The organism is Pseudolysinimonas kribbensis, assembly GCF_030161895.1.
Taxonomy (GTDB): domain Bacteria; phylum Actinomycetota; class Actinomycetes; order Actinomycetales; family Microbacteriaceae; genus Pseudolysinimonas; species Pseudolysinimonas kribbensis.
Map to the genome: position 1 here is coordinate 922445 of NZ_BSVB01000001.1, position 17600 is coordinate 940044.

16 protein-coding genes and 3 pseudogenes are annotated in these 17600 nt (G+C 68.3%); 7 read left to right on the forward strand and 12 right to left on the reverse strand.

Annotated features, from left to right (window positions below; translation table 11 throughout):
• The 3 genes from QQK35_RS05120 to QQK35_RS05130 are packed head-to-tail and all read right to left on the reverse strand — an operon-like array spanning nt 1 to nt 1516.
• Nucleotides 1-285 (reverse strand): hypothetical protein, encoded by a 285-nt coding sequence (locus tag QQK35_RS05120; protein ID WP_284253224.1) that lies wholly within the window; start codon nt 283-285, stop codon nt 1-3.
• The gene (locus QQK35_RS05125) at nt 282-1352 is read right to left on the reverse strand and encodes an acyltransferase family protein (RefSeq protein WP_284253225.1); all 1071 of its coding nucleotides are present in this window, start codon (nt 1350-1352) and stop codon (nt 282-284) included. Before QQK35_RS05125 ends, QQK35_RS05120 begins: the two co-directional genes overlap by 4 nt.
• A complete protein-coding gene (locus tag QQK35_RS05130) occupies nt 1316-1516 on the reverse strand; it encodes a hypothetical protein (RefSeq protein WP_284253226.1) in 201 nt (66 codons plus the stop codon). Before QQK35_RS05130 ends, QQK35_RS05125 begins: the two co-directional genes overlap by 37 nt.
• Before the next feature lie 99 nt (nt 1517-1615).
• Between QQK35_RS05130 and QQK35_RS05135 the strand changes: the two genes are divergently transcribed.
• The 4 genes from QQK35_RS05135 to QQK35_RS05150 are packed head-to-tail and all read left to right on the forward strand — an operon-like array spanning nt 1616 to nt 5202.
• Nucleotides 1616-2779 (forward strand): glycosyltransferase family 2 protein, encoded by a 1164-nt coding sequence (locus QQK35_RS05135; protein WP_284253227.1) that lies wholly within the window; start codon nt 1616-1618, stop codon nt 2777-2779.
• Nucleotides 2780-2782: 3 nt separating this feature from the next.
• Nucleotides 2783-3916 (forward strand): glycosyltransferase family 4 protein, encoded by a 1134-nt coding sequence (locus QQK35_RS05140; RefSeq protein WP_284253228.1) that lies wholly within the window; start codon nt 2783-2785, stop codon nt 3914-3916.
• Between the two features lie 36 nt (nt 3917-3952).
• Nucleotides 3953-4510 (forward strand): hypothetical protein, encoded by a 558-nt coding sequence (locus tag QQK35_RS05145; protein WP_284253230.1) that lies wholly within the window; start codon nt 3953-3955, stop codon nt 4508-4510.
• The gene (locus QQK35_RS05150; protein WP_284253231.1) at nt 4495-5202 is read left to right on the forward strand and encodes a glycosyltransferase family protein; all 708 of its coding nucleotides are present in this window, start codon (nt 4495-4497) and stop codon (nt 5200-5202) included. Before QQK35_RS05145 ends, QQK35_RS05150 begins: the two co-directional genes overlap by 16 nt.
• 48 nt (nt 5203-5250) lie before the next feature.
• On the opposite strand, the gene QQK35_RS05155 is transcribed toward QQK35_RS05150, so the two are convergent.
• The 3 genes and pseudogenes from QQK35_RS05155 to QQK35_RS05165 form a co-directional block, all read right to left on the reverse strand.
• Nucleotides 5251-7371 carry an acyltransferase family protein gene (locus QQK35_RS05155; RefSeq protein WP_284253232.1) on the reverse strand — a complete coding sequence of 707 codons (2121 nt, stop codon included), beginning with the start codon at nt 7369-7371 and terminating at the stop codon, nt 5251-5253.
• Entirely contained in the window at nt 7368-8774 is a 1407-nt protein-coding gene (locus QQK35_RS05160) for a rhamnan synthesis F family protein (protein ID WP_284253233.1), read from the reverse strand. The genes QQK35_RS05155 and QQK35_RS05160 overlap by 4 nt, the downstream gene beginning before the upstream one ends.
• Nucleotides 8708-9403: pseudogene (locus QQK35_RS05165) on the reverse strand (rhamnan synthesis F family protein); the annotation flags it as partial. The pseudogene QQK35_RS05165 and the gene QQK35_RS05160, both read right to left, overlap by 67 nt.
• Here QQK35_RS05165 and QQK35_RS05170 point away from each other — a divergent pair.
• On the forward strand, nt 9402-10250 hold the full coding sequence (locus tag QQK35_RS05170; protein ID WP_284253235.1) for an NAD-dependent epimerase/dehydratase family protein: 849 nt from the start codon (nt 9402-9404) through the stop codon (nt 10248-10250). The pseudogene QQK35_RS05165 and the gene QQK35_RS05170 overlap by 2 nt on opposite strands.
• On the opposite strand, the pseudogene QQK35_RS05175 reads toward QQK35_RS05170, so the two are convergent.
• Nucleotides 10247-11226, reverse strand: a pseudogene (locus tag QQK35_RS05175) (IS481 family transposase). The gene QQK35_RS05170 and the pseudogene QQK35_RS05175 sit on opposite strands and share 4 nt — an antisense overlap.
• A 348-nt stretch (nt 11227-11574) precedes the next feature.
• Between QQK35_RS05175 and QQK35_RS20265 the strand changes: the two are divergent.
• Together QQK35_RS20265 and QQK35_RS05180 are read left to right on the forward strand one after the other, a co-directional pair.
• A pseudogene (locus QQK35_RS20265) lies at nt 11575-11796 on the forward strand (CHAP domain-containing protein); the annotation flags it as partial.
• 48 nt (nt 11797-11844) lie between these two features.
• The gene (locus QQK35_RS05180; protein WP_284253236.1) at nt 11845-12282 is read left to right on the forward strand and encodes a hypothetical protein; all 438 of its coding nucleotides are present in this window, start codon (nt 11845-11847) and stop codon (nt 12280-12282) included.
• Between the two features lie 583 nt (nt 12283-12865).
• On the opposite strand, the gene QQK35_RS05185 is transcribed toward QQK35_RS05180, so the two are convergent.
• Genes QQK35_RS05185 through QQK35_RS05205 form a run of 5 tightly spaced genes read right to left on the reverse strand, consistent with a single transcriptional unit; the run spans nt 12866 to nt 17530 of the window.
• Nucleotides 12866-13768, reverse strand: a complete 903-nt coding sequence (locus tag QQK35_RS05185) for a glycosyltransferase family 2 protein (RefSeq protein WP_284253237.1) — start codon at nt 13766-13768, stop codon at nt 12866-12868.
• A complete protein-coding gene (locus QQK35_RS05190; RefSeq protein WP_284253238.1) occupies nt 13765-14961 on the reverse strand; it encodes a DegT/DnrJ/EryC1/StrS family aminotransferase in 1197 nt (398 codons plus the stop codon). Before QQK35_RS05190 ends, QQK35_RS05185 begins: the two co-directional genes overlap by 4 nt.
• On the reverse strand, nt 14958-15893 hold the full coding sequence (locus QQK35_RS05195; protein ID WP_284253239.1) for an NAD-dependent epimerase/dehydratase family protein: 936 nt from the start codon (nt 15891-15893) through the stop codon (nt 14958-14960). The genes QQK35_RS05190 and QQK35_RS05195 overlap by 4 nt, the downstream gene beginning before the upstream one ends.
• The gene (gmd, locus tag QQK35_RS05200) at nt 15890-16891 is read right to left on the reverse strand and encodes a GDP-mannose 4,6-dehydratase (protein ID WP_284253240.1); all 1002 of its coding nucleotides are present in this window, start codon (nt 16889-16891) and stop codon (nt 15890-15892) included. The genes QQK35_RS05195 and gmd overlap by 4 nt, the downstream gene beginning before the upstream one ends.
• Before the next feature lie 60 nt (nt 16892-16951).
• Nucleotides 16952-17530, reverse strand: a complete 579-nt coding sequence (locus tag QQK35_RS05205) for an NAD-dependent epimerase/dehydratase family protein (RefSeq protein WP_284255607.1) — start codon at nt 17528-17530, stop codon at nt 16952-16954.
• Nucleotides 17531-17600: the final 70 nt, after the last annotated feature.

Genomic DNA, 17600 nt, shown 5'->3' on the forward strand with positions numbered 1-17600 from the left:
CTACGATGAGCGCGGAGACCAGCGCGAACGGCCACGGCCGGCGGCCCGGGGGACCACGAGCCCGGAGGCCGGGGTGGTCGCGCGGGACAGCTCCTGCTGCAATCCCCCGATGGCGCTGACGAGGAAGAACAGCACCGACCACAGCGCCGCGAACGCGGCGTAGACGCCGACACCGGTTCGGAGCGGAACGAGGGCACCGACCAGGTAGCCGCATCCTCCGGAGACCACGGTCGCGGCGAGGAGCAGGAGGGCGGGTCCGGCCAGGCGCGCGGCCACGGGGCTCACGCCGACGTCTCCCGCGGCTCAGCGGGCTGCGCCCGTGGCTCCACGGGCTGCGATGCCGGCAGGTCGCCCTCTTCCCGTCGGCGGCGGTTTGCCATGGAGCGGGCGGCGGTCGCGATTCCGGCGAAGCCGACCCCGGGGCCGACGTCTTTCAACTTGAGCGCCTGCTTCTCGACGAGGTGCCAGCTCACGACGGCGCAGGCTCCGGCTCCGACGAGGGAGAGGAACACGTAGGGAACATAGCCCCAGCGATTCACACCGGCATACGCCAGCACCTGCTCGATGATCCACCCGTAGAGGTAGACGCCGTAGGAGTAGTCGTTGCGCGCGCCCACCCGCTGGAACAATTTGGGCAGCCGCGCCGCGAGGAACAGGACGAAGTACGCCGTCGTGAAGTACCCGAGCGTGTTGAAGCCGCCGAAGCGCAGGGTGACGAGCGACACGAGGCCTGCGCCGGCCCCCAGCCAGTTCGAGTACGGAACCCGATCCGCATAGATGGCGAGGGTGGCGCCCAGGAAGAAGATGAGGCCGAAGTTCGTCGGCCAGTACGAACCCAGATACGGCACGATCCGGGCGGCCTCGGAGGAGCCGGTGCCCTCGCCGCTCAGCAGGTTGACGACCTGCAGCAGGAGGAAGCACGCCGCAATGATCGGCACGAGCACCTTCGCGCGCTTGAGCACCAGGAAGAAGAGGAGCCCGGCGATCAGCAGGTAGCACGTGAACTCGTACACGAGAGTCCAGATGGAGCCGTTGATCGGCCCGCCGTTGCCGGCCAGGCCGTACGGCGTCGTCGCCGACCAGATGTCCCAGATCTGGTACTGCCCGATGTTCAAGAGAGCGTTCGTATACAGGTAGGCCCACGGGCTTCCCGGGCCGAAGCCGAAGTAGGCCCCGAGCGCGTGCCCCTCGAGCATCCAGTAGATCGGACCGACGATGAAGGCGCCGACCAGGAGCACCGCCCAGAAGCCGGGGAAGATCCGGAGGAACCGGCGCCAGACGAACTGCAGCGCGTCGCTGGACTGGGCGCTCTTGGTCACCAGGTAGCCGCTGATCGCGAAGAAGCCGAGCACGGCCACTCCCCGAGCGACTGCTGCTGGCGGGTCATCGCGAGGAAGGGCGCCTCGCCCCACCCGCCCAGCGGGAACGCGTGGTCGAGGATGACGAACGCCGCCAGCACGAGTCGGATGATGCCGAGCGAGTTCCGGTGGCCGTTGAGCGCCTCGCGCAGCGACATCCGGGCCTCCTCTCCAACCGGCGGAGGGCCGGGACCCCATGAATTATAGTTGCAGATGGTGTGCCCGCTGCGGCCCCGGGACCTCTGAGGAGCAGGTACATGGCGACGGATCAGCTCGAACTGTCGATCGTCATGCCGTGCCTGAACGAGGCGGAGACGCTCGCGATCTGCGTCGACAAGGCGCGCTCCTATCTCGAGCGCTCCGGCGTCGCGGGCGAGGTGATCGTGGCGGACAACGGGTCCACCGATGGATCGCAGCGCATCGCCGCCGATCACGGCGCCCGCGTCATCGACATCCCGCGCAAGGGCTACGGCAGCGCGCTCATGGGAGGCATCGAGGCCGCCCGCGGCCGGTTCGTGATCATGGGCGACGCCGACGACAGCTACGACCTGGCGCACCTCGACCTGTTCGTCGAGGCGCTCCGCGCGGGCGACAAGCTCGTCATGGGCGACCGCTTCCGCGGCGGCATCGCGCCCAGGGCCATGCCGCCCCTTCACCGGTACCTGGGCAATCCGGTGCTCTCCTGGCTCGGCCGCGTGCTGTTCCGCAGCAGGATCCGCGACTTCCACTGCGGCCTCCGCGGCTTCGATCGCGACGCCATCCTCGACCTCGGGCTGCGCACCACCGGCATGGAGTTCGCGAGCGAGCTCGTGGTCAAGTCGACGCTCGCGGGGCTCCGCATCGGCGAGGTCCCCACGACGCTCAAGAAGGACGGGCGCAGCCGCCCGCCGCACCTGCGCAGCTGGCGCGACGGGTGGCGGCACCTGCGGTTCCTGCTGATCTTCAGCCCCAAGTGGCTGTTCCTGTACCCCGGGATGGTCGCCCTCATCCTCGGCGTGGTGGGCTCGCTGGCGCTCCTGTTCGGTCCGGTCGCCGTGGGCGGTGTGGGCCTGGACGTCTCGAGTCAGCTCTACCTCTCCGCGCTGGCGATCGTCGGGTACCAGGGCGTCGTGTTCTGGTTCCTCACCAAGGCGTACGGCCAGCGCGAGGGATTCGCTCTGCCGCGCAGCCGCCTCTTCTCGGCCATCGCCCAGCGCATCTCGGTCGAGAGCAGCGTGCTCGTCGGCGTGATCGCGTTCGTGGTGGGGCTGGGCATCGCCGTCGCGCAGTTCATCGCCTGGGCCGCGTCCGGTTTCGGCGCCCTCGACACGGCGCAGACCGTCCGGCTCGCGGTGCCGGGAGCGCTGCTGATGATCCTCGGCGCCCAGACCATCATGGCCGGCATGTTCCTCGGCATCCTCTCGATCGACCACAAGAGCTGATCCGTGGCGCGCGTTCTGGTCAACTTCATGTCGTACACCGGCACGAAGGGCGGTATGGAGACGTACGCGCGTGAGCTCTATCGGGAGTTCGGCCGCCGTGACACGGGCCACGAGTTCATCGGCTTCGGCAGCACCGAGTTCATGGAGCGCGACCACAGCTGGTTCCCCGGCGAGGTCATCTCCTCGGGGTTCAGCGGCGAGAACCGCTACGCGTGGGCGTTCGCCGAGCTGTTCATGGTGTCGCGTGCCGCCCGGCGGCGCGGAGCCGACCTCATCCACGCGCCGGCGACCCTCGGACCGTGGCGCTCGCGCATGCCCGCCGTCTACACGATGCACGACATGCTGTACTTCCGCGCGCCGGAGCTGATGGCGACGCCGTTCTACACCCGCCCCATGCGCTGGCTCGAGAAGCGGGCGGCGAGCAACGCGACCCTGATCCTCACCGACAGCGTCGCGTCGGCGGAGGACATCGGGCGCTACCTGAGGTTCCCGCGGGATGCCGTCGACGTCATCCCGCTCGCCGGCACGATGCCGGTGCAGGTCTCCGGCGATCCGGGACCGCGCGAGCGCGACCTGCTGCTGGCCGTGGGCAACCGGCTGCCCCACAAGAACTTCGCAGGCCTCGTGCGAGCCATGGCGACGATCCCGGTCGACCAGCGGCCCCGTCTGATCATCACCGGCAGCCGCGGCGACGACCCGCTGCGTCCCCTGGTCGACGATCTCGGGGTGGGGGACGCCGTCGAGCTGAAGGGCTGGGTCGACGAGACCGAGCTCCAGTGGCTGTACGAGCACGCCAGCGCGCTGATGGTGCCGAACTACTGCGACGGCTTCTGCCTGCCGGCGCTCGAGGCGATGCTGGTCGGGCTACCCGTGCTGATGTCCGACATCCCCGTCTATCACGAGGTGGGCGGCGAGGCCGTCGGCTACTTCGACCCGACGGACGACCGCTCGATCGCCGCGGCCATGCTGAAGGCGGCCGCGGAGCCCGACTGGCTCGCCGAGCTCTCGACCCTCGGCCGTGCCCGCACGGCCCTCTTCACATGGCAGAAGACCGCCGATGCGACCCTGAGCGCCTTCGATCGGGCGCTCGCCGATCCCCGTCGAGCCATGTCCGTGCGCCGTCGCGCCGTGCGATAGCATGCAGCACCCCCACAGTTGAGCAGGACGGCGCCGATGCCCCTTCGCAGCGATCCGTCGTCGGATCTCCCGCTCGACGACGCCGCCCGCGAGCTCTACCAGTCGATCGTCGACGGAGAGCACCGAGCCGGTGACCGCGGCAACGTCATGTTCTGCGTGTCGACCGACGAGCTGTCCGACGGTCGCGGCGACCTGTTCGTCGCGCTGAGTCTCGGGCGCGGGCTGCTCGCGGCCGGGTGGGGCGTCTCGCTGTGGCCGACGCCGCGGTTGGTCGACGAGTCGCCGGACGACGTCGACGTCGCGATCGTCATGATCGAGTCGTTCGTTCCCGGCATGATCCGTCCGCGCACCAAGGCGATCGCCTGGGTGCGCAACTGGGCGGACCATTGGGCGGAGCTGCCCTACCTCGACGAGTTCTCGCAGATCTGGTGCAGCTCCGAGGCGTCGGCGCAGCGCATGCGGCAGTGCTTCGACGGTCCCGTGCACGTCGTGCCGATCGCGACCGACACCGAGCTCTTCCGCCCGTCGGATGAGGACTCACGCGCCCCCGAGATCGTGGCGACGGCGAACTTCTGGGGGTGGAGCGGGGGCTGACGGCCGCCCTGGAGCACGTCGCCGAGCAGAACCCGGTCACCTGGTTCGGCGCCAACTCGCGGCACCTCCGGCTGAGCGGCCGCATCGACCACCGGGATGCCGTCGACTACTTCTCGCTGCCCGGCATCTACTCGCGGTGGCTCGTCGTCGTCGACGACGTCATCGACTCGGCGGCGCGCTACGGCAATCAGAACAGCCGGCTTTTCGACGCCCTCGCCTGCGGCGCGATGGTCGTGACGAACACCGGGAACGGCCTGGCCGAGCTGGGACTCGACGAGGTGCCGGTGTATCGCGACCCCGAGGATCTCGCGCGCATCGTGGGCGAGCTCGTGGCCGACCCCGCGGCGACGCGCGCACGGGCCGCACGACTGCGCGACGTGGTCGTGGCGCAGCACAGCGCTGTGGCGCGGGCGGAACTGGTGCGGCCCCTGCTGGAGACGGCCCTCGCGGAGTCGGTTCATCCCGGAAGGCGCTCGTCTCTCATCCGCTGGGTCACCCTGGAACGCGAGAAGCGAAGAGAGCTGGAGGTCGAGCGCGACGAGTGGCGCACGCGGTACTTCGACGTCGTCGACGACTACGGCCGCGTCCGTGCCGAGCTCGACGACATCCGCTCCTCGTCCTCGTATCGCATCACACGCCGGGTCATCGTCCCGGTCTTCGGACTGGCGCGACGGCTGGTCGGCCGGCGCTGACGCGGCCGCGCGTGCGTCACTGCGGCCTCGCGTGGAATCCGAAGCGGCTCAGGAGATGCCGAGCCGCTTGCCGAGATAGGGCATGATCGTGCGCGCGTACGTCCCCGAGATGTGGTTGACATCGGCGTAGACGACGACGCCGCCGATCACCGAGTAGCAGCGAGCGGCGTCGCAGAACGCGTCGCTCATGTCGACGCTCTTCACGGCGGACCCGAGCTGCTGGAGCGCCGCGTCCTCCGGTGTGGGCACGATGCCCTGTGAGCGCGGTACGGAGCACGGCGCCGTCTCTCCCACATGCGAGGCCAGGCACACCGGGATGCTCTCGCCCACTGTGCGAGGCCAATCCTTGATCACGTACACCGACTTGCCCTCGGCCAGGATCTGCTTCCAGGTCTCCACCACGTCGTTCGTGGTCAGGCTGTAGTGCTGCTGCGGCACGAGATAGCCGCTCGTGAAGTTCAGGAACAGCACCTTCGTGATGTCGGTGCGCGAGGCAAGCTCGTCACGCACCCGCTTGGTCCAGACCCGGCACGAGTACTGCTGCTGATCCTCCAGAGTCGGTCCCTCCACGGCGGGGATGGTCTGGAACAGGCCCGGACACCCGAACCGGGTGTAGCTGACGATCTTCCAGCCCTTCTGGGCGTAGTAGTCGCTCAGCGCCGAGATCATCGCCGCCGCGTGCGAGTCTCCGACGACCGCCATCGTCCCCTTGGTCGCCTTCGGATCGCCGAACACGCAGCTGGACCAGTCCTTGTCATACCAGGTGAGGCACCAGTGCGCCGTGTCGAGGTCCTTGCTGGCGGCGTTCAGGTCCACCGATGGCGTGAGCTTGAACGTGTTCGCACAATGACCGTCGCCGAGCAGCGCGTTCGCGCCGAAGCACCCGGAGCCATCGTTGACCTCGTGGGTGATGACCGCCTGATGCGCCACGAGCTGCTGGGCCGAGACGACGCGATCTCCAACCACCACCGAGCCGAACAGCAGGCCGCCGCACACCGCGAAGACGAATGCGGGGAGCACTCGGCGAGAGAAACGACGACTGAGTCGTACCGGATCCTCCACGAGGTACTTCGAGAGGGTGGCGAGCACGAGACTCGCCGCGAGGATGACGAGACCTTCGTACCAGTGCGGGCGGCGTCCCAGCACCAGTACGAGGGCGGTCACGATCGGCCAGTGCCACAGATACAGCGAGTAGGAGATGTCGCCGACGAACTGCGTCGGCCTCCAGGCGACCACGCCCGCCACGGGGCGCCACCGCGGCATGCCGCCCGTGATCACGAAAAGCGTGCCCACCACGGGGATCGCGGCGAGCCATCCCGGGAAGGGCATCTGGCCATTGAGCACGAACGCGGAGACGAGGATCACGAGGCCGCCGACGACGGTCAGCAGGCCCGACCCGATCACGGGCGTTGCGCGCAGCCGATGCAGCGCCTCGGGCCGTCGCGCGACAAGGGCGGCGAGGCACGCGCCGGCCGCGAATTCCCATGCACGGGTGAACGTCGAGAAGTACGCGAACGCGGGCGTGACGAACGTGAAGTAGATCGAGTAGGCGAGTGAGGCGATCACCACCGCGAACGCGAGGACGCCGAACCACGTCGCCGGGCGGACCCGGACGCGGAACACGCGCGTGAGAAGCAGCCCGGCGAGGATCAGGAGGATCGGCCACAGGACATAGAACTGCTCCTCGACCGAGAGCGTCCAATAGTGCTGGACCACCGTGGCCTGATTGTTCTGGGCCAGGTAGTCGACCGAGTCGAACCCGAGGAGCCAGTTGAGCACGTAGACCGACGCTCCGGCGACCTGGCGAAGCGTCTGCTCCCGCACGACGGCGGGAAGGACGGTGAACGCCGCCACGACGCACGCGGCGAGGACGAGGAACGCTGCCGGCAGCAGGCGGCGGATGCGGCGACCCCAGAAGGCGGTGATCCGGATCCGACCGTCGCGCTGGTACTCCCGCAGGAGGTGCGCCGTGATGAGGAAACCCGAGATGACGAAGAACACGTCGACGCCGATGAACCCGCCGCCGATCCTGCCGGGCCAGAGGTGGTAAGCGACGACAAGCAGGACGGCGAGCGCGCGGAGCGCCTGGACCTCGAGGAGGGTCTTCTCGCGCGGACGCGGGCGAGCCGCGGCGGGCCGCTCGGTGGTCGCAGCCTGGGTCGCCGTCATCGCACCGTCGTCTCTCGCACCGAGCGACCGGCCATCGATCGCAGCCCGTTGCGGAGCCGGACGAGTGCCCGGACCGTCGACGGGTGGTAGCGCACGAGATAGTCCTTGAGATAGCCGAGCCGGGTCCCGACCCGGCGGTAGGTGTCCGCGTGCAACCGGGCGTCCACCACCTCGTCGATGGCGTACCCCTGCACAGGTGCGCTGAGCTGGTCGAGTTTGTACTCGAGAAAGGTGTGACTGATCGCCGCGTACTCGGCATTGGCGACCGTGCGCGCGTGGTACCCGCCTTCACCGGCGACATACGCCGGGATCCGCTCCTGCACGTGCGCAAGGCCGCCATCCGCGTAGCCCTGGTCGGAGTAGTTGTCCCACGTCCACTCGATGCGGGTCAACGGCAGCAGAGCCTGCGGGCGGAAGACGTACATCGATCCCAGCGGCGCAAGCGGTGAGATCTCATCGAGCGGAATGTGCACGTCGAGCCGGGCGAGCAGTTCGGCCGCCCGATCCTTGTTGGTGAACCAGGCGCCGCCGAGCGTCGGGAACCCGATGTGCACGGTGGGAGGGAAGACGAGACCCAGCCCGCGCTCACGCTGGAACAGGCCCAGCAGGTTCGCCGCATAGCCCGGCGACTTGAGCAGATTATCCAGCTGCTGCGCTCGGAAGAAGTCGCCCACCGCCGCCTTCTCCTGCGTCGAGCGCTTGGAGTGGACCTTCACGATCAGGTCGTAGCGACCACCGATCAGGACGTCGCGCAGGCCGACGAAGAGGGCGCTGATGTCGCGGCCGTCGTTGGATCCAACGACCCGCACCTCGGTCCTGTCCCTCCGCACATCGTCGCGGCGATCGAGGATTCCCCGCAGAGTCTCGGCCTTCTCCTCGTCGCTCGTGGTGACGTACAGGTCATAGCTCGACGGCAGCATCTCCAGGCGGTCGAGCAGCTCGTCGGCGAGGTCGAGGTAGTAGACGTGCACGGCGGCGGCGATCCGGAACGGCTTCCGGGGATCGTAGCCGTCCATCCGGTCCGGAAGGATCTCGAGCAGCGACGCAGAGGTGTTGAGGATCTTCGGCGCTGCCGTGTGGGCGAGGTTCTGCAGGATCAGGTCGGCCGGATAGCCCTCCGCGGTCGCCGACTGGAGCAGCAAGCGCCCGATGATCGCCTCCCGATCGAGATAGAGCGGATCGTGGAAGAAGGGCCGGCGCTTGAGCACGGGGCAGCCGTCCGACAGCAGCTGCAGGGCGGCGTCGAACGCGGGGTGCGGGGTGGCCGCGTAGTTCTCGTGCGGGTAGGCGACTGCCCATGTGAACCCGGCCTCGGCGAAATAGGGGTGAATCGGGTCTCGTGCCGCGTGATCGAGTCGTCGTACGACACGACGCGCGGCATGTCGCGCCAGTAGCGCCGCCACGCATCGGAGGCGACCATGCGGCGCCGGACCGCGATCCAATGCGACTGGATGTGCACCGGCAGCGCGAGGCGTGGATTGCGCGGGTGAGACTCCACCGCGCCATGGTCGGTGATCCCCCAGAAATCGAGTTCGCGACCATCCATCTGCGTGAAGAGAGGCGCGAGATCGCGGACCGGCCCGAACCAGGTGTAGTTAACGAGCAGCACCTCGTCGTAGTCGGCGAGCCGATCCTCTCCGAAGGCGTCAAGAGCCTCCTTGTAGCCCCAGGCGTCGAACCCGACGTTCTCGCGCTGGAAGATCTCGTCGGTCACGGCTGCGAGTCGCCCGCGGCTCTCGGCGGTGATGATCCCGTTGACGATCGCGACGATGTGATCGGCGAAGGGCCGCAACCGCTCGAGCTTGTACGGGATGTAGTCGTCGACGACACCGCGCACGTCGTAGAAGAGGTAGAAGAGGACGCGTCGCCTTCCGGGCGGGAACGTCGTCTCAGTCCTCATAGATGCATGGTTCCAAAGAGAGGGGGCTGTGGCGACAGGAGGGCGCGCCGACGCCGATCGATAGTCTGATCGTACGCGAGGCGCACCTGCGGGATTGCTGCGCCGCCCGCCGCAAGCGATCAGGAGCACCATGTCTGCCACCACCGTCCTGGTGACTGGCGCTGCCGGATACGTCGGACGTCACGTCGTGAAAGCGCTGCTGGATCGCGGTGCGCAGGTCGTCGCCACCGTGCGACCCGGCTCGAGGGCCGACGTCGACCCGCGTGCGACGGTCGTCGCCGCCGACGTGCTCGATCCGGATTTCCGGCTGGCCGACCTCGGGAGCCCCGCACCCGCGACCGCCATCCATCTCGCCTGGCAGGACGGCTTCACCCACAATGCGCCGTCGCACCTGCTGCGGCTCACCGATCACTTCCGCTTCCTGACCGGGCTGGCCGACTCGGGCGTGGGACGGATCGCCGTTCTCGGCACGATGCACGAGGTCGGCTACTGGGAGGGAGCCATCCAGGCGGACACTCCGACGAACCCGCTCTCGCTCTACGGGGTCGCGAAGGACGCGCTCCGCCGTTCCACCGACATCGCGTTGCGAGACCGTGTCGAGCTGCAGTGGCTGCGCTGCTACTACATCTACGGCGATGACCGGAACAACCAGTCGATTTTCACGCGCATCCTCGAAGCCGTCGACCGGGGGCAGACGACGTTCCCGTTCACGTCGGGCAAGAACCTCTACGACTTCATCGACGTGGCCGAACTCGGCCGCCAGATCGCCGTGGCCGCCACTGCGCCCGGGGTGACCGGCACGATCAACTGCTGCACCGGCGATCCGATGTCGCTGGCCGACGCGGTGCAGGGCTTCATCGACACCAACCGGCTGCCGATCACGCTCGAGTTCGGCGCCTACCCGGATCGGCCGTACGACTCGCCCGGCACCTGGGGCGATGCCGGCGACATCCGCCGGATCATGGCCGAATTCGGCTAGCTGCAGTGCCCAGGCAGGTTGTTGAGTCTACTGATGGGCGGGAGCTTGCCGGTGGCGGGGGTCGTGGTGATTGTAGAAGTGCAGCCAGGCTGGGAGTGCGGCTCGGCGGGCTGATTCGTTTGTTGCAGTGGCGGCTGAAGGCCCAGCCGTCGGCGAGGGTTCGGTGGAACCGTTCGATCGTGCCGTTGGTTTGCGGGCGATAGGGACGGGTCTTTTCGCGGTGATGTGGAGGCCCATGCAAGCGTCGCGCCAGGCGTGGGATTTGTCGGCGGAGCCGTTGTCGGACAGCACCCTCTGGACCGTGATGCCGCGGTCGGCGAACCATGACACGGCTCGTTGGAGGACTCCGATCGCGGTGGCTGCGGTTTCGTTGTCGTGGATCTCGTCGTAGGCGGCGCAGGAGTGGTCCTCGATGACGGTGTGCACGAATACGTGCCGCATCAGCACACCGCGATGCTTGCTGCAGGCCTTGCCCGGAGTCGCCGCCCCGGTTCCGGTCGCCTTGCTGCTTGCCGACGACCCGCCAGCCGCCGCCATCGGGAATGATGCCGAGCTTCTTCACATCGACATGTATCAACGAACCTGGCAACTCGTGCTTGTAACGGCGGGCCCGTTCTCCGGCCTTCACATCGACATGCGAGAGCCGGTTCAGGCGGCAACGGACCAGCACCGCGTGAACGGTTGACGCCACATCCCGAGCCGTCCGGCAATCTGCACCGGACCCAGCCGCTTCCGGATCGACAGATGCACGATCTTCTTCCACCGGCTGCGGAGTCTTGTTCGGATGCGAATGCGGACGCGACGATCGGTCAGCCATCCCGTCAGCGCCGAGCTCGACATAGCGTTTGGCCCACTTCGCCGCGGTCGGATACGACACCCGGAAGAAGTCCGCCGCGACTGACCACCCCTCATCAACGATCTGGCGAGCAAGACGAAGCCGATGACGCGGCGTCAGGGTCGCATCACCGTGAGACACGAGAACCTCCTGGGCCAGAGCGAGTAGTAGCCGCTCCACTTTGCCGAGGAGGTTCTCGTCACATCAGGGCATCCAGATCAAACAACGTCCCTGGGCACTACAGCGAGCTCCGTGCCTACCTGGCCCCGAAGGGGGTAGACAGGTTCGGCCTTCATGAAAAAATGAAGCCTTATGGTTGAGCCTGGACTCCCACTCTCACGTCGCACGCTGCTCGTCGGCGGAACCGCGGCCATCACAGGGACGGTCCTTGGCTTAGGAACGCTGGCGTCCCCCGCATTTGCGGCATCGGTAAGCGCGGCTGGTGTCATTGCGGCAGGCCGCTCGTACTTGAATATGACCCTGTCTCAGATGCGACCCCTTACGACGCCTCCCTGGTCCAACTACCCAGACGCGGATTGGTGCGCGTGGTACGTGTCCTGGTGCCTTCGAGGGCTCGGATATGGCGAACGCACGTACGCAACGGACTTCAATTTCCTTCCAGCCAGCGCATCGCCGCAGGTCGGAGACCTGGCGGTCTTCGGCACGTACCACATCGGTTTCGTGTCTCAGGTCAGCGGCGGAATCCGAATCCTCGACGGCAACCGGGTCTCGACAGGGGCCCCGCCAATGGGGACTCGCGTGAATGAAGGCAACAACTTCGATTCGCCGGTCTATCGCCGGCCTGCTTACTCGTCCAGCGAACCGCAACTGACAGGAGACGATGACGACATGAGCGTCCTTTACTTGACCACCTCCGCATCGACTGACGGGGTGATTCCCAGCGGATGGGCATTTCTCGACAGCGGCATTGGCCCGATCCGGCCCCTGACCGCCTACCAGCGACACAACCTGCTCTGGTTCGGAGGCTACGACGACAACGGCAACGCGGGCGGGGGCGCTCCCACCGGTTCCCAGGTCCCGTTGCGACTCGCCGCGGTGCCCGGCAACACGATCCGCCAGCTCGCTCAGAGTGTGGGCTGTGCGGAGTGGGCGGGCACGCCGCCAACGCTGGTCGTTACCGGTCGGGTCTTCTACGGGAGCGAGACACCGTTTTACCCCAAGGTCTCGATCGGGTAGCAACCTGCCCGGTTGGCGTAGGGTTTGACGCTTCGCGGCGATTGGGAACCCGAGCATCGCGCGCAACACCCTCAAGGATTTGCGACCAGGAGGACTCTCGCACTCGATGTGATCATTGTCCGCGTCAGAGTCGACGCTGTCGCCGCAGTGCGGGTGGTAGAGCTGGACCCAGGCCTGCGCCTGAGGCCAGGTGGCGAGTCATTGCAGTCGGCGTTGTGTTCGCCGGCGGCAGCGCGGAGCAATCGCGGTGGGCGGCAGCCCTGGCGAAGGCCCCGCCGTTGACGAAGATTTAGGCGTGCTGTGTGGTGTCCTCTCCGGGTATCGGCCTCGTCGGAGAGGTTTAGCCCGTCGCCAGGGAGACGGTGTCGGCCGTGTGGGCCTCGTGGTTTATCGCCGGTCTCGAACCGGTCCGAGCCCGAGAGTCGCTGCGACTCGTGCAGCGACCGGCCGAACACCGCCCGGCCGGGTCGACGCCGATCCGCTCACGAGGGGCACGGCGCCGTTCATGTGGGCCGGCAACCACGTCGTCCTAGAGCAATTACGGGAAGTTCGCTCCGCACCCGACCGGGGTACATTCCGCGGCTCAGGCCGCTCCCGGGTCGCGTCCGCCCAGCCCGTGACGCAGCAGGATGCGCACGCCGCTCGCCGATCCGCCCCGGATCGCCGCCGGCAGACGGGTGAGCGCGTGCAGTCGCGACGACCAGTGACGCCGGGCCGCCGCGGCCGCCCGGTTCCACCCGAGCGCGGCGAATCGTGAGGCCTCGGAGTCGAATAGCCGGCGCTCCTGCACGAAGCGGCTGCCATCCACCGCCTTCGCCGACGACACGCTCGCGCGATGCCGCCGATACTGGAACACCACGCGGTCGTCGAGCACGAGCGAACCCCCGTCCGCGACGATGTCCAGCAGCATGATGAGGTCCTGCACCACGTCGAGGTCGGGCTCGAATCCATATCGGCGCAGCTCCGACACCCGCCAGACGAGCGACGGGAAGTACGTCCAGTTGCCGCGCAGCAGGCTCGCCGCGAGCTCCTCCCCCGCGTAGACACGCGCTCCCGTGCCCCGGAACCGCAGCATCCACTTCAACCTGTCCGGCAGCGGCAGGTAGACGGAGCCGTCGCTGTCGATGACCTCGACGCCCGGTTGCACGATCGCCGCATCCGGATGCTCGCGCAGGAGCTCCGTGACACGTGCCACGAAGCCGGGCAGCATGATGTCGTCGCAACCGAAGAGCATGGAGAACTCGCCCTCCATGCGGGAGACGCACTCGATGTAATTACGACTGACGCCCAGGTTCTGCTCGTTGCGCACGTATTCGATCCGCGGATCGCCGAGGGAGCGCACCCACTCTCCGGGTGCCTCGTCGGGATACCGATCGTCGACGACGGTGAGACGCCAATCCGGGTCGGTCTGCGCGAGCACGCTCTCGACCGCCAGCCGGAGGTGATCCGGCCGGCCGTAGAACGGCAGGAGGATGTGGAACGTCACCGCGCCAGGCCGGCGAGCACCTCGTGCACCCGGTCGATCCCCTCGTGGACCGGGAAGTGGTGGTTGCCGATGAACAGTCCGTCGACGTGCACGCGGTCGGCCGCGGGCAGTGCCTCTGGCACGACGGCGTCGTAGTGGCGCATGACGGGATTGCGGGTGAAGTTGCCGGCGACGATCGGGCGGCACTCGACCCCCGCGGCGACGAGTGCCTCGACGACCTCGGGACGGCGGCCGGCGAGAGGGCCCTCGAGGATGAACGAGAAGCCGAACCAGCTGCTCTCTCCGGTCTCGCGCTGGATGCGCACGAACGGCGCATCCGCGAACCGGTCGACGAAATGGGCCGCGTTCTCGCGGCGACCGGCCACGAGGCCCGGGATCTTCTTGGCCTGCTCGATTCCGATGGCACCGCTCATCTCGAGCGGGCGCACGTTGTATCCGGGGAGCACGAAACGGAACAGGTCGTCGAACTCCTCGCCCGTCTTCGGGAACACGTGGTTGTCTTCGGGCAGCTCCCGCGTCCATCCGTGGGCGCGCAGCGACACGAGCTCCTGGTGCAGTTGCTCGTCGTCGGTGAGGACGACCCCACCCTCCATGGTGGAGATGTGGTGGGAGAAGAACGCGCTGAATGTGCCCATCAGCCCCGCCGTGCCCGCCCAGACGCCGTCGGCCCGCGCGCCCAGCGATTCGCAGTTGTCCTCGAGGATCACGAGCGAATGCCGGTCCGCGATCTCGCGCAGCCGGCCGAATGCGATCGGGTTGCCGAGCAGGTTGACCGCGAAGATCGCCTTGGTCGCCTGCGTCACCGCCGTCTCGACCAGGTCGAGGTCGATGTTGAGGGTGTCGAGGTCGACGTCGACGAAGCGCATCCGCAGCCCGTACTGCGCGAGGGGCGAGTAGGTGGTCGCCCAGGACACCGCGGGCACGAGCACCTCGTCGCCGGCGTTCAGGTCGATACGGGGGTCGAGCACCGCCGCCGCGACCGCGAGGAGGTTCGCGCTGGAACCCGAGTTGACCATGACGGCATGCCGAGCGCCGAACAGATCGGCGAAGTGGCGTTCGAACTGCCGCACCTTCGGGCCCATCGTGAAGCGGCCGCTGTCGACGGTCTGCCGGATCGCGTCGTACTCGGCGTCGTCCCACGAGGACGTCGCGAGCGGGAGGGCGGGGTGGGTCTCCCGAGCGGGGTCGGTCATCGCGAGGCCTTCCGTTCCGAGGCGAGGTACTGGGCGTAGGACTCGGCGTAGCCGGCCGGGAGCGGTGTGGGCGCCGTCCAGCCGAGGGCGGCCGCAGCCGATGAGTCGAGGAGGCGGCGGGCGACTCCGGAGGGCTTGGTCGAATCGAAGACGAGGTCTCCCGTGAACCCGGTCACCTCCGCAGCCAGCTCATAGTACTCGCGCACCGTGTGGTCGGCTCCGGCGCCCAGGTTCAGCGCCGCCGGCCATCCGGCGAGGCCTCCGATCTGGGTCACCAGCCAGTCTGCGAGGTCGCCCGCGTAGGTGAACTCGCGACGCGCCGTGCCGTCGCCCCACACCTCGATCGACGACGAGCCGTCGACGACCGCGGCGTGCGCCTTCGCGATCGCCGCGGGCACGAGGTGCGCGCGTCCCGCGGAGAAGTCGTCGCCGGGCCCGTACAGGTTGCTGGGGATGGCGACCCGGTAGGCGTATCCGTGCTGGGCGCTGAGGTAGGCGCAGCGGCGGCCCCCGACGATCTTCGCCAAGGCGTAGCTCTCGTTGGCCGGCTCCAGGGAGCCGGTGAGAGCCGCGTCCTCCCGGATCGGCTGCTCGGCGTCCGCCGGATAGATGGCTCCGCTCGAGACGTAGAGGAGTTCGGGCACGTCGGCGGCGACCGCGCCCGAGATCACCGCGTCGTCGATGCGGAGGTTCTCCGCGAGGAAGCGATCGGGTCCGGCGAGCTTGTCGGCGATGCCGGCGACGCGAGCGGCGGCGTGGATGACGGCATCCGGCCGCTCCTCGGCGAGCGCCGCCGCCGTGGCCGCCGCGTCGCACAGGTCGACGCGCTCGCGCGTGAAGGGCACGAGTTCGTCACCGGGACGCTGCCTCGCCCACGACCGCACGATGCTGGAGCCGAGCATCCCACCGGCCCCGGTGAGGACGACTCTCACCGGGTCGCGACGACGTCGACGTGGTGCGCGCCCTCGATCTCCAGGGCGGCACGGTCGGCGTCGACCATGATCTGCGCCAGGCGCGGCGTGTGGATCTTGGGCACCCAGTCCAGCAGCTCGGCCGCTTTCGTCGGGTCGCCGATGAGCGAGTCGACCTCCGTCGGCCGCAGGTAGCGCTCGTCGAAGCGCACGTACTTCTCCCAGTCCAGCCCGGCGTGCTCGAACGAGAACCGGAGGAAGTCGCGCACGGTGTAGGCCGCTCCCGTGGCGACCACGTAGTCGGTGGGCTCGTCGTGCTGCAGCATGCGCCACATGGCCTCGACGTACTCGGGGGCGTAGCCCCAGTCGCGCACGGCGTCGAGATTGCCGAGGTAGAGCTCGGACTGCACGCCGGCGGCGACGCGCGCGACCGCCCGGGTGATCTTGCGGGTGACGAACGTACCGCCACGGCGCGGCGACTCGTGATTGAAGAGGATGCCGTTGACCGCGAACAGCCCGTACGCCTCGCGGTAGTTGCGGGTGATCCAGTACGAGTAGACCTTCGCCACCCCGTAGGGCGAGCGCGGGTAGAAGGGCGTGAGCTCGTTCTGCGGCGGCGGTGTCGCCCCGAACATCTCTGAGCTCGACGCCTGGTAGAACCGCGGCGAGACCCCCGCCGCGCGAATCGCCTCGAGGAGACGGACGGTGCCGAGGCCGGTCGACTGCCCCGTGTACTCCGGCTCGTCGAAGCTCACCCGCACGTGCGACTGGGCTGCGAGGTTGTAGACCTCGTCGGGGTTGATCTCATGCAGAAGCGTCGTCAGGCGCGACCCGTCGGTGAGGTCGGCGAAGTGCAGGAAGAGGCGGTGGTCCTGCACGTGCGGATCCTGGTAGATGTGGTCGATCCGCTCGGTGTTGAACGTCGAGGCGCGGCGGATGAAGCCGTGCACCTCGTAGCCCTTGTCGAGCAGAAGCTCGGCGAGGTAGCTGCCGTCCTGGCCGGTGATGCCAGTGATCACGGCCTTCTTGCGGGGGTTTCGCTCATGTCTCTTCCGTTCGCGGGCACGTCGAGTCTAGATTCAGCGCGGATCGACCCGGTCGATCCACTCCTGCAGGGCGGCGACACCCGCGGTGAGATCGAACCGCGGCGCCCAGCCGAGCGCCTCCTCGGTCGGCGCGATCTCGCAGGCCGCGTGGCGCACATCGCCGTCCCGGAACTTTCCGGTCAGGTGCGGAGCCGGTGCCCCGTGGAACTCGGCGATCGAACGAGCCAGGTCGCTGATCGTCGTCGCCACTCCGGTGCCGATGTCGAGCGGCCCCGCGGGCGCATCGGCACGATCGAGCACCGACGCGATCGCGTCGGCGACGTCGTCGATGAGCACGAAGTCGCGGGTGATCGCGCCGTCCTCGTAGAGCGGGATGGACTCCCCGCGGCGCGCGAGCTGCGAGAACAGCGAGACGATCCCGGTGTAACTGTTCGTGAGCGACTGGCCCGGACCGTAGACGTTCTGCAGCCGGAAGACGGTCGTGATCACGTCGTGCGCGCCGGCCCACGCCATCAGCAGGTGCTCCTGCGCGAGCTTGGTGGCCCCGTACACGCTGGTCGGCGCGGGGGCGTGCGATCGGCGCGGCTGGGCAGGGGGTCGCGTCGGCGAAATCCCACTCGCCCGCCGCGAGCTGGGCGTGCGAGCGCTGGCCGGGCGAGAACAGCGAGCCGTCGGAGCGTCG

What these genes read in the sequence shown, in the direction of transcription:
- QQK35_RS05190 (WP_284253238.1), bottom strand. Translation starts at nt 14,961, where the DNA reads ATGACCGACCCCGCTCGGGAGACCCACCCCGCCCTCCCGCTCGCGACG.
- QQK35_RS05155 (WP_284253232.1), bottom strand. Translation starts at nt 7,371, where the DNA reads ATGACGGCGACCCAGGCTGCGACCACCGAGCGGCCCGCCGCGGCTCGC.
- QQK35_RS05135 (WP_284253227.1), top strand. Translation starts at nt 1,616, where the DNA reads ATGGCGACGGATCAGCTCGAACTGTCGATCGTCATGCCGTGCCTGAAC.
- QQK35_RS05170 (WP_284253235.1), top strand. Translation starts at nt 9,402, where the DNA reads ATGTCTGCCACCACCGTCCTGGTGACTGGCGCTGCCGGATACGTCGGA.
- QQK35_RS05130 (WP_284253226.1), bottom strand. Translation starts at nt 1,516, where the DNA reads ATGTCGCTGCGCGAGGCGCTCAACGGCCACCGGAACTCGCTCGGCATC.
- QQK35_RS05145 (WP_284253230.1), top strand. Translation starts at nt 3,953, where the DNA reads ATGCCCCTTCGCAGCGATCCGTCGTCGGATCTCCCGCTCGACGACGCC.